Raw genomic sequence first — 11335 nt, forward strand, 5'->3', positions numbered from 1 at the left:
CATGTTTAGCGCGTCCGTCGATTGCATAGACAGATGCTCGTCCTCTATTCAGCGTTGGCCAAATTGAAGCGGTCTTGAACAAAGTCAGGATACCAACTCAAAGCAAGCTTTCACATTAGGCTGAAATCGTGCTGGTCGCCAGAGTCACGACCTTGCCCACTCGCTCCAGCACTCCCGCCATGACCAACGCCTCCAAGCGCACCTCCACCGTGGCAGCAATCTTTTGCGTGGCCCTGCCAAAGCCCAGCAGCCGAATCGCCTCTGCCACGGCGTCATCCAAGCTCAGCGAGTAGCCGAGCCGCACGCTCTCTTGCAGCGCGGCGTCAATCTCCTCCGGGGCAACCCATTCGATCTTCTTGTCGGTCGCGTTGAACGAGGACCTATCGCGAGCAACGATCTGTGCATCGCCAGGCAAGTAAACAAAGTCACCTCGCCAATCGAGTTTGCCGCCTCGCGCGCAGTGCTCAAGCGCCTCTTGGACCTTGGCCGTGATGCGATTCCCAGCTCGCACCACGCCAAACGCCTCCATCAATCGCTTGGTCAAGTCACTGACATGAATCGGCGCCTCCGCATTGGCCACACGCAGCACCATCCGCCCCAAATCACCAACAGGCACCAGGTGCAGTTCAAGCCCCGCAATTGGCGGAAGGGCGGCCCGAACATAAGGCTGCGTAAATTTCACTTCAAGCTCGCTTGCTGCTTCGCCTCGTTCAATCACATGCTCAAGCACAGGCGCATCCTTGATCACCGTCGGCTGAGCGCGCCCCTCGCTTGCCTTGGCCGCCTCAATAGCGGCCACCACCCGTTTGATTTCCTGCTGCCGGTTGCGGAACCAATCCGTGCTCCAGATGCGGTGGAAGGTCCAACCCAATCCTTCAAGCACACCCTGACGCAGACGATCACGGTCACGCGCTGAACGCGAGCTGTGATACGCCGCGCCATCGCACTCAATCGCCAGCAAGTAACGCCCAGGCTTTGCAGGGTCGCGGACCGCCATGTCGATGAAGTAGCCTGCCGTCCCCACTTGAGGCTCGATGTCGTACCCTAATTCGCGCAGCGCCAGAATCACTTCGGTCTCGAACGGCGAGTCGGCCGCCTTTCCCGTCTCGTGGCTTACCTCCAGCTGCCCAGTTTCTGCGTACTTCAAGAAGTTTTTCAAGGCCCGCACACCATGCTTGGCCTTGGCGTCCAGCGCCATGTCATCCGCCTTGAAGTTGCAGAACACCCGCATGATCATCTTGGCCCGCGAGATCAGCACGTTCAGCCGGCGGTGCCCACCTTCATTGTTCAAGGGGCCGAACTCACGCGCGATCTTGCCCGTCTCGTTCCGCCCGTAGCCAATGCTGATGAAGATGGCATCCCGCTCATCGCCCTGGATGTTTTCTAGGTTCTTCACGAAGAAGGGCTCGCTGGGGTGCTGGCTGAAAAAAGCCTCAGCTTGTGGCGTGCGTCGGCGCAGCAGCTCCACCTCCACATCAATCAAGTCCCGCTGCGCCGCGCTGAAGGCCGCCACGCCAAGCGACAACTGCGGCCGCTCAATCGCATGCGCCATCACCGCCTGCGCCACTGCCTTGGCCTCACCCTTGTTCGTCCGGGTGCGCCCCCGGTCGTACAAGGCTTCTGGCAAGTGTTCAAAACTGATGCCGGTGACCATGGGGTCCGTGCCGGCCGTCGGGAAGATCACCAGCTTGCTGTCGTAAAACTCCGCGTTGGAAACGGCGATCAAGGACTCATGGCGGCTGCGGTAATGCCAGCGCAAGTAGCGCTCCGCGCAACCGGCTGCCTTGAACATACTCAAGATGCTCTCGATGTCGCCCGTGGTGTTGTCCTCGTCGTCCACCTCCACATCACGGCCAAAGAAGTCGGTCGGCGGCATCTGCCGCGTGTCGCCCACCACCACCACTTGTCGGCCGCGCAGAATGGCACCGAAGGCATCGACCGCCTTGACTTGCGAGGCCTCGTCAAAGATCACCACGTCGAACTCAAGAATCCCTGGCGGCAAGAAGTTGGCGATCGACATCGGGCTCATCATGAACACCGGCTTGATCTGCTGGATCGCCCGGCCCGCCTTGTGGATCAGCTGCCGGATCGGCAAATGCCGCTTCTTCTTGTTGAACTCAGCCCGCAGCACACCCATCTCACCCGGTTGATTCAAGTTCGGCTTGGCCGCCCAGACCTTGGCCGCCAACTTCGTCTGCGCATGGCGTAGCGAGGCCTGGTCCAGCTCGCGGAAGCGTGCAATGCGGTGCTCATGTTGAATCCGGTCGAAATGCTGCAACGTCGGGTTCTCCGCGTACACGCTTTGCAGCAAGCCGGAGTACCAGGTCAGCTCCAGCAAGGCGCCCAGCTGCTCGGGCTGCTCGCACACCGCGGCATGCGTCACAAACTGCGCCATCTCTTCCTTGCGCAGCTGCTCCGCCAGGGCATTGAAGCGTCCCATATGACGCAAGCTGCTCAAGCCGCCTTGCCAATCGCCCAGCTGTTCGGCCAAGCGCTCCAAGGGCAGGGTCAGCAGATCCTGCCCGCCGACTTGTTGCGCCACGCCCAAGATATCTGACACCTGAACCAGCCCAGTCTTGGCATCGGCCATCAGGCCTTCGATCAGCTGCGCCACATCACCCAAGCCGCTGGCATCTGAATGGCCGGCCAGGAAGTCCACAATGCCGGCCGGGATCTTCCCCGTGCCCATATCGTCATGCAGGCTCACCACCCAGCTCATCAGCCGGTCCAGCACCACCCAGTCGGACTGGCGGCCCTGCCACTGCGCACCAAACAAGGCTTGGCCCAGCGTCTCCTGCTGCAGGAACACTTTTTCATGCTGCTGGTAGGCCATCACGCCATCCACCATCTTCAGCATCTCGCTGGCCGCCTTGGGCAACTCATCACGTGCCAAGGACTGTAGCCGCCTCTTGGCCTGCTTGAAGGCGCCCGACAGGAAGCGCCACCACTTATTGCCATGGCTCAGCAGCACTTGGCGCACCGGCAGCAGATCCTGGGCCCAGGCCACGTCCAGCAACACCGCATCAAACTGCTGGCGCAAGCCGCTCATCGCCTGGCCGGCGCCAATCAGCTCACGCAAGGCGTCGCGCCGCAGCTGCCAGTCTTGCGTAGACAGCTGCACCCCTTGCAGCCGCGGTGCCTGAGCCGCCCGCCGCGCCGCGCGGCAGACCACGTCAATATCCTGCACCGTCACCGGCTGGCTCAGCATCAAACGCTGCGACAGCTCCGCGGCCCGGCTCTGCAGCGTCGCCACATGCTGGAGCGACTGCTGCAGCGCATCCGCCGCCGTACTCTCGTCCACCGGCGTGAAGAAGGTCTTGGTCGAGCCCCAGAAGGGGCTGCGATCCGGGCGCCCCATCTCCTTCAGATGCACCTGCAGCTCGCGCATGCGCTCCTTGCGCCGCAAGAACAGCGCCTCGCTCCATGCCGCCATGGGCTTGAAGTCCAGCGGCGCCAGCGTCGGCCATTCGCGCTTGCAGCGCATATAGCGGCCCAACACCTCCAAGAACTCCAAGCCGCTGGCGCCCACCGTGCTGCTCACCACGGCGCAGTAGCGGTTCAGCTCGGCCTGCACCTCGGTCAGGTTGGCGATGTCTTGCTCGCCTTGATCGTTGAGCGGCCGGCCGTGGTCCAGCGAGCGCTGCAGCTCGTCCAGCATCGACTTCTTCGTCGCACGCTGGCTATGCAGCTCCAGCACCGCATCGCCCAGATGGCTCTCGTCCAGCCGCCGCTTCACCACCTCCAGCGCCGCCATCTTCTCGGCGACGAACAAGACCGTCTTGTTCTGGCTGATCAGCTCGGCGATCAGGTTGGTAATGGTTTGCGACTTACCCGTGCCGGGTGGCCCTTGGATCACCAGATTGGAACCCGCCCGCACCTCCAGAATCGCTTGCGTCTGGCTGCTATCGGCGTCCTTCACAAAATGAACTTCGCCGGGGGCACATACGGTGTCCACATTCACGTCATCCGCAAACGCTGGCGCGTCCGAGCCAAAGCCACCCCGCAGCAAGCGGCCGATCACCGCATGATTGGCCGGCGACTTCTCCGCCGGCCAGCTCTGCGGGTCCAGGTCCTTGAACATCAAGAACTTGCCGAAGGAGAAGAACCCCAGCACCAACTCGTTGGCCTGCACCTGCCAGCGCTTTTGCAGCCGCACGGCTTCGCCAACAGCATCGAAGTAGCGATTTAGTTCATCGGCAGGCTGTTCCGCTTCCATATCAAAGGCCGGCAAACGGATGTCAAAGTCAGCCTTGAGCTTGGCCTCCAAGGACAGGTTGACCACCAACTCATCCCCGGTGTACTCGAGCTTGAAGGGCTCCAGCGCACTGCCCCGAACCAAGCGCACCGGCACCATCACCAGCGGCGCCCGGCGCGCCTCCTCCGAGCTGTCGCTCTCGTACCAGTGCAGGAAGCCCAGCGCTAGGTAGAGCACATTGACGCCTTGCTCTTCCACAAAACTCTGTGCCTCAGCGCGCATCTTGAGCAATTGCAAGAACAGGCGCTCCTCGTCCAGCGCGGTCAGCAGCCGCACTTTGCTGGCCTTGCTGCGGCCCTTGGTCGAGGCCTCGTCGCCAGCAAGACCAACGGTGCCATCCAGCGCGCGAGCTTGGCTCAGCTCGCTGAGCAGTTCCAGGTCCGAGGAGCCCAGCTCGTCTTCACCCGTCTCTTCTTCTGTTCCTAGCCCCTTGGCCGTCTTTGAATCAGCTCTCTTGGGCTCTGCCGCGAAGAAGGACAGGGCCTTTTCCTCTTCGTACACCGCCTTGAACACCTCGCCGGCATCGGCCTGAATCAGGGCCAAATTCTTGGCCGTTTTCTTGAAGCTGACCAGATTGTTGCGCAGGCCGATGTCCAGCAATTCCTTGCGGCTGGCTTGCAACTTGGTGGAGATATCTGAGTTCATCTGCAGGGTGGTGGTAGGGGAAATGGTGGTCGGGCTAAGGCTTTGGAAGCTCTTGGCTTGACCTAGTCATTCAAAACAAGAAGGGCTGGTTTTGCAGCAAGGCCAAGCGCTGAAGAGCGCTGGGCGCGAACTCAGGCTGCTGCGAGGGCACTTTCGGCCTCGGGCAGGCTGAGTTGGCCGGAGATGAGGCGGGGGAGGAGGGAGTCCCTAATTTGGGCAATAGACTGGGCATGCAACTCGCCGTTTTTCAGCGCTGCAAACATCACACCAACCTGATGTTGAAACGCCGCCAATACTTCTGGACTTGGCACCAAGATTGGAATCTCTCGAACGGTCTTGGAGTTAACAGCATCGGCAATCGAAGATGTGCTGCTCAGCTTGGAAAAGTCAAACTGCTTCAAGTGAAGATAGATGAACTCCGATGTCAGTGGTGAACCTGGATCGAGCCTGAAATGGGCAATGGCCTCATTTGTGGTCAACTCGCCTCGCGAGATGTTCACACGGCCAATCGTCATCTTGAAGCTCAACAAGACCGTGTTGTCGGGTACGCGTCGAACATTGAATCGCTCAACCGCTTCAGGAGTCAAACACTCACTTGTCTCGGTCGCATAGACACCAACTCCGCCCATGTCTCGGATGGATACCCAACGAACATCGCTTGGGCTCTCACTGAACCAATGCTGTTCCTTACGTGGCGGTGTTTTTCCAATACCCACTGTGGAGACATCGGCCATAGCCTTGATATCCCACCCCTTCGGCACCAATCCCAACGCCGTCTCTTCCATCGCATCCGGAAACAGCGCGGCGGTGGCTTCGTCCATGCCTTCGGGCAGGCGGCCTTGGCGTTTGGCGTGCACGGGGTCGAAATCCACAAACCAAGACTTGAACAGCGCTTGGGCGATGGCTTCGAGGGTGGCGTTGGTTTCGCGCAGGAGGGTGATGCGGTCATCAAAAGCCGCGAACAACTTCGCCAGGGCTACCTGTGTAAGCATCGGTGGTAGCGGAACCACGAACGACTCAATGTGGGCTTTTGTGATTGCCCGGCGCGAGCCTCCCGCATTGAACGACTCCACGTACTCCTTCACGAGGGGGTGCGTCAAATAGCCCAGTACGTATCCGGGATGAGCGCGCCGCCGATCAAGGCGAATGATGGCCACATGCTGATTGACGCACGCAGGAAGTATGGAACTAGGTACAAGGCATGTTCGTCCAAAGGTGATTCCATCCCCCGTAATGTTCAGAAGAATGTCGTCTGCCTGGAGCACAACCCCCTTCAGTCCGGCTGCTTGAACATCAGAAATGAATGCCAGGCCGGAACAAGAGAACTCCCGATCAAAAACGTTCTGGCTACGAACTAGCGCAAAATTCGATCTCTGTGCTTGATAGGCGGCCTGCCCACCAGTTGGAGTGGCACCGGAACCAATCTTTGTCGTAATCGTCCCGAGTGGCGCCAGTTGCCACTCGGGAGGGCATGCAATGGGCCCGCCTCGCTGTTCAAAACTCATAGCCCCTCCCCCTCCCCCTCATCACCCAAGCCCCAAGCCTGCAAGCGCTGCGCAATTTCATCCCCACTCGGCAGATCCCCCCTGTACTCGGCGGGCAGTTGTGGCGTGACGGTGTAAGTTGCGATGCCCAGTGGGCGGTTCATATTGCGCAAGGCGTACTCCACCACGGTCTTGGTTTTGCTGCGGCAGATCACGATGCCTATAGGCGGGTTCTCGCCGTCCAGGCGGTGTTGTTGGTCCAGGGTGTCAAGGTAGAACTCGATCTGGCCTTTGTGCTCGGGTTTGAACTCGCCGATCTTGAGCTCAATCGCCACCAAGCAGCGCAGGCGGCGGTGGAACAAGAGCAGGTCCACAAAGTACTCGCGCCCATCCACTTCCAGACGGTACTGGTTGCCCACGAAGGTGAAGGCGCCACCCATCTCGGCCAAGAAGCCGCGCAGGTTGCGCACCAAGGCTTGCTCCAACTCTCGCTCAGAATGAGCGTCGGCCAGGCCCAGGAAGTCGAAGGTGTAGTGATCCTTGACCGCCAGCAGGGCCTGGGCCTTAATGCTCTCGGGCAGAGCAGCGTCAAAATTGGTTTGACCCGCCAGGTATTGCTGGTAGCTGTGGTTGTCGAGCTGGTGTTGCAGCACGGCCTTGGTCCAGCCGAAGCGGGCGGTGGCACGCAGATAGAACTCACGCTCCAGCGCATCTTTGCAGCGCGCCATGATCAGCAAATTCTTGGCCCAGCTGATTTCTCCAACCAGCGGTTGGAGTTTTGCCTGCCCCTGGTATTCAGCGAAAAACTGCCGCATCAGCCACAGGTTTTGCGCCGAGAAGCCGTTGCGGCCTGGGAACTCCGCCTGCAGGTCGGCGGCCAAGCTGGCGACAACCGCCTTGCCCCAACCCTGTTCAGCTTGGCGGCGGCAAATGTTCTCGCCCAACCACCAGTACAGCTCCAGCAACTCACTGTTGGCCGCACGCAAGGCCTTGAACTGGCGCTGGCGAATCTGCGTCTTGATTTCACCCAAGAACTCACCATAGCCCACGGGCGAGCCGGCGGCATCCGCGCCGCTCAAGGTCAAATCAGAATTCATAGCCCAGGCCCCCCAGCTTTTGGCGAATCAGGGCATCCAACTCCGCCCCTTTGGCCATCTGCTCGCCCAACGTCTCAGTGAGCCTTTGCATCTTCTCGCCAAAGGCCTCGTCATCGTCCTCGACTTCTTCAGCCCCCACATAACGCCCAGGCGTCAGCACATGGCCGTGCTGGCCAATCTCGGCCAGCGGCACGCTGCGGCAAAAGCCCGGCACATCGGCGTACTCGCCCACCGTCTCTCCGGCAGCAGCCTGGCCACGCCAGGCCGCGACCGTGGCGGCGATGCGCTCAATCTCTTCGTCAGCAAACTCGCATTGCACTCTGGAAATCATGCGGCCCAGCTTGCGGGCGTCGATGAACAAGACCTGGCCTTTGCGGGCAGCGGGCTTCTTCTTGGCCAGGAACCACAGGCAGGCGGGGATTTGGGTGTTGAAGAACAGCTGGCCGGGCAAGGCGATCATCACCTCCACCACATCGGCCTCCACCATGGCGGCACGGATCACGCCTTCGTTGTTCTGGCTGGAGCTCATGGAGCCGTTGGCCAGCACGATGCCGGCGCGGCCTGTGTCTTTGAGGTGGTGCAGCATGTGCTGCAGCCAGGCGTAGTTGGCATTGCCCTGCGGTGGGTCGCCGTAGTGCCAGCGGGCGTCGCCCTCCAGGCTGCCATGCCACCAATCGCTGATGTTGAAGGGCGGGTTGGCCAGGATGAAGTCGGCACGCAGGTCCGGGTGCTGGTTGCGGGTGAAGGTGTCGCCCGGCTCGCGGCCCAAATTGAAGTCGATACCGCGAATGGCCAAGTTCATGGCGGCCAGGCGCCAGGTGGTGGGGTTGGCCTCCTGGCCGTAGATGGACACATCGCCCTTCTTGCCGCCATGCGCTTCGATGAAGCGCTCCGACTGCACAAACATGCCGCCCGAGCCACAACAGGGGTCGTAGACTTGGCCATGGTGCGGGGCCAGCACGGCGACCAAGGTTTTGACAATGGAGGCTGGCGTGTAGAACTGCCCGCCCCGCTTGCCTTCGGCACTGGCAAACATGCCGAGGAAGTACTCGTAGACCTGGCCCAGCACATCGCGGGCGGCTCCGGGGTCGTCACCAAAGCCGATGGTGGAAACCAGGTCCACCAGCTCGCCCAGCTTGCCATCGGGCAGCTGCGCACGGGCATAGCGCTTGTCCAGAATGCCTTTGAGCTTGGGGTTGTCGGCTTCAATCAGGCTCAAGGCCTCGTCGATCAGCTTGCCGATCTCGGGCCGCTTGGCCTGGGCGCGCAGTGCCTCCCAGCGTGCGGCCTCGGGCACCCAAAATACATTGACGGCGGTGTAGTAATCGCGGTCATCGGCTTCGGCAGCCAGGTCTTCGGGGCTGGCGTCGCCGTAGAAGTATTCATCGCTCGGATCGGCCAGCCGGGCCACCACCTCGGCGCGGCGCGCAGCGAAGGTGTCGGAGATGTACTTCACAAAGATCAGGCCCAGCACCAGGTGCTTGTATTCGGCCGCGTCCATATTGGCACGCAGCTTGTCGGCCGTGGCCCAGAGTGTTTTTTTGATGTCGTCGAGCATGGGCGGCATTGTCCATGCTCCAGAAGCGGAGGATGAATATCGCTCGCACTGGCTTTGGCGGCATGGCAGCCATTTGCTGGCGCGCCGCCTATCCTGCAATCAAATTTCTAGTCTGTATTCAGTCCATCCATCGCAGATGGATTCGCTGAAAAAGCGCTCGAAATCAGCGCGCCTCTAGCCGTATGGGCGACCCATGATTGCCTCATGCGAACGCAGACCGTCAAAGTAGCGACAAATAGTGAACGCGGAGCGCACCGAGACCGCACCGTTTCTGCACAAGAGCCGTCCGGGAATGGCCACAGAGCGACTCTGGATTGAGCGGAGCGGTGGTATGAAACTTGTCCCCACCGAGCCTCCAGGCCGCCACACACGCAAAGCGAGGCAATTCGACGCAGAAATTGCACAGCTTCGGGAGCAAGGCTACACCTTGGCTGCGATTCAGCGGACCCTGGCGGCGGTCGGCATTCACGTCAGCACCAGCACCGTACGCCGAGAGAGCCGCCGGTACGCTGCAACAGCATCTAGTCCGCCGCGACCCACCTACCCCACCGCAGCTCCGCCCTCGCCAGTGGGTCGCCCCTCTAGCACTGCACCGGTTGCGACGGATGCCATAGCAGTCGACGCGCCCCACAAAACGCCTGCCTCCCAGGTTGCCCCAGGGCATATCACTCCCACCAGCGCCAAAGACCTGGCAGAGGCTTTTGCCCGTAGCCAGCAAACCAACCCCTTCATCCGTGCGAAGGAGAAATCATGAAGATTGCTGTTATCAACTTCTCGGGCAATGTGGGCAAGTCCACGGTAGCCCGCCACCTCTTGCTGCCCCGCATTCATGGTGCAGAACTAATCGCAGTAGAAAGCGTGAACGCCGACGGAGGCGGCAACCAGGCACTTCGCGGCCGCCAGTTTGTGGAGTTGCAGGAGTACCTGCAGACCATCGACAGCGCGGTGGTCGACATCGGCGCCAGCAATCTGGAAGAGCTGCTCAGCCTCATGCAGCTCTACCGCGGCAGCCACGAAGATTTTGACTACTTCATCGTGCCAACCGTGCCGGCATTGAAGCAACAGCAAGACACCATCGCCACCTTGATCGAGCTGGGACGGCTGGGAGTTGCTCCTGAACGCGTGAGACTCGTTTTCAACATGACGGAGGCCACAACGCCTATCGAAGAATCGTTCTACATGCTGCTGGCCTTTCTTGCCGAACAACCACTGGCTCAAGTCAACACGGCCTGCCGCATCCGCATGAACGACATCTATGCGCGCACCCGCGGAAACAGGACAGACCTCACCACGCTCGCAAACGACGGCACGAACTACAAGGCCCTAATCGTCAAGACTCCCGACATTCAGGAAAAGCTGGCCTTGGCCCAAAAGCTCGCTACTCAGCGACTGGCGAATTGGGTCGTCCCGGAACACGACGCCTGCTTCACCGCCCTTGGCCTACGCGAAGCCCAGGAGTCACAAACCGAGACAGGGCTAGCATCATGAACCCGCCCAGCACCGCCCGCGAGGCGCTGATCGTCGAAATGATCGGCGACATGGCCGCCCTGGCGGATCGAGTCGAGGCCCTGATTCCCGAGCTTGAGAAGTCTCGTAAATCGATGGCTGACGTGAACAAAAAAGTATGCGCCGAAGTGAAGGCCATCGAAAGCCGCATGGATGCCATCATGGGACAGGTAAGGATTGAAATCAGCAAGGACCTTACGCGTCAGACAAGCGAAGCCGCACGCAAGGCTATAGCTATACAGAATCAGGCGATAGAAGAAGCTGCTCGAACAGCCCTGGGCGTCGAAATTCGACCCACCTTGCAAGAGCTGCTCACACCGCTGCGCCAGCTGGCCTACCAGGTCCACGAGCATCAACTACTCAAACAGCAATGGCTGCGCTGGCTGAGGCACGTAGCCACCGCAAGCACAGCATCCGCCCTCACCTGGGTGGCAGCAGCAGTCCTGTGGCTCCGATGAAGGCCAATCAGACGAGGGAAGCCGAACACGCTTGCGGCCCGGCATCGGGCGTGGCGGGAGCCAGAGGTGCCGATCTGGCCGCAGGCCTGTTCGGCAGGCGGGCGCGTTCACGCAGCGCGTGAATGAATCAACGCCCGCCCCTCCTCTGGCTCGGGAAGGGCCGCGTTTTCAGGCACTGGCCACCACCAACTTGCCCCAAACCAACGTCAATGCCCGGGGCTCGGCTCCAATAAGAAAACGAGTGATTTTTAGATCGAAGCCATCGCAGGCTTTGACGCCGATGACGCGTAGATTTGGAGCCATGTCATCACTGGTAATCCCCCCGCAAAACC

Annotated in this window: 6 protein-coding genes; 2 read left to right on the forward strand and 4 right to left on the reverse strand. The window is 60.7% G+C overall.

What is annotated here, in order from left to right; translation table 11 throughout:
- Positions 1-115: 115 nt before the first annotated feature.
- The 4 genes from DBR47_RS12000 to DBR47_RS12015 all read right to left on the reverse strand — a co-directional run bounded on the left by DBR47_RS12000 (position 116) and on the right by DBR47_RS12015 (position 9039).
- Complete coding sequence (locus DBR47_RS12000) at positions 116-4900, reverse strand: DUF3320 domain-containing protein (protein WP_124450286.1); 4785 nt, start codon at positions 4898-4900, stop codon at positions 116-118.
- Between the two features lie 131 nt (positions 4901-5031).
- Positions 5032-6405 (reverse strand): restriction endonuclease subunit S, encoded by a 1374-nt coding sequence (locus DBR47_RS12005; protein WP_124450288.1) that lies wholly within the window; start codon positions 6403-6405, stop codon positions 5032-5034.
- The gene (locus DBR47_RS12010; RefSeq protein ID WP_124450290.1) at positions 6402-7481 is read right to left on the reverse strand and encodes a YhcG family protein; all 1080 of its coding nucleotides are present in this window, start codon (positions 7479-7481) and stop codon (positions 6402-6404) included. Before DBR47_RS12010 ends, DBR47_RS12005 begins: the two co-directional genes overlap by 4 nt.
- Positions 7471-9039, reverse strand: a complete 1569-nt coding sequence (locus DBR47_RS12015) for a class I SAM-dependent DNA methyltransferase (RefSeq protein ID WP_124450292.1) — start codon at positions 9037-9039, stop codon at positions 7471-7473. Before DBR47_RS12015 ends, DBR47_RS12010 begins: the two co-directional genes overlap by 11 nt.
- A gap of 750 nt (positions 9040-9789) precedes the next feature.
- Between DBR47_RS12015 and stbB the strand changes: the two genes are divergently transcribed.
- The gene (gene stbB / locus DBR47_RS12020; protein ID WP_124450294.1) at positions 9790-10527 is read left to right on the forward strand and encodes a StbB family protein; all 738 of its coding nucleotides are present in this window, start codon (positions 9790-9792) and stop codon (positions 10525-10527) included.
- Entirely contained in the window at positions 10524-11003 is a 480-nt protein-coding gene (locus tag DBR47_RS12025) for a hypothetical protein (protein WP_124450296.1), read from the forward strand. The genes stbB and DBR47_RS12025 overlap by 4 nt, the downstream gene beginning before the upstream one ends.
- Positions 11004-11335: the final 332 nt, after the last annotated feature.

The organism is Paucibacter sp. KBW04, from assembly GCF_003852425.1.
In the GTDB taxonomy this organism is placed as follows: Bacteria; Pseudomonadota; Gammaproteobacteria; order Burkholderiales; family Burkholderiaceae_C; genus Paucibacter_A.

Excerpts from the sequence above, each read along its gene's own strand:
- DBR47_RS12000 (WP_124450286.1), bottom strand. The coding sequence starts at position 4,900 with ATGAACTCAGATATCTCCACCAAGTTGCAAGCCAGCCGCAAGGAATTG.
- DBR47_RS12005 (WP_124450288.1), bottom strand. The coding sequence starts at position 6,405 with ATGAGTTTTGAACAGCGAGGCGGGCCCATTGCATGCCCTCCCGAGTGG.
- DBR47_RS12010 (WP_124450290.1), bottom strand. The coding sequence starts at position 7,481 with ATGAATTCTGATTTGACCTTGAGCGGCGCGGATGCCGCCGGCTCGCCC.
- DBR47_RS12015 (WP_124450292.1), bottom strand. The coding sequence starts at position 9,039 with ATGCTCGACGACATCAAAAAAACACTCTGGGCCACGGCCGACAAGCTG.
- stbB (WP_124450294.1), top strand. The coding sequence starts at position 9,790 with ATGAAGATTGCTGTTATCAACTTCTCGGGCAATGTGGGCAAGTCCACG.
- DBR47_RS12025 (WP_124450296.1), top strand. The coding sequence starts at position 10,524 with ATGAACCCGCCCAGCACCGCCCGCGAGGCGCTGATCGTCGAAATGATC.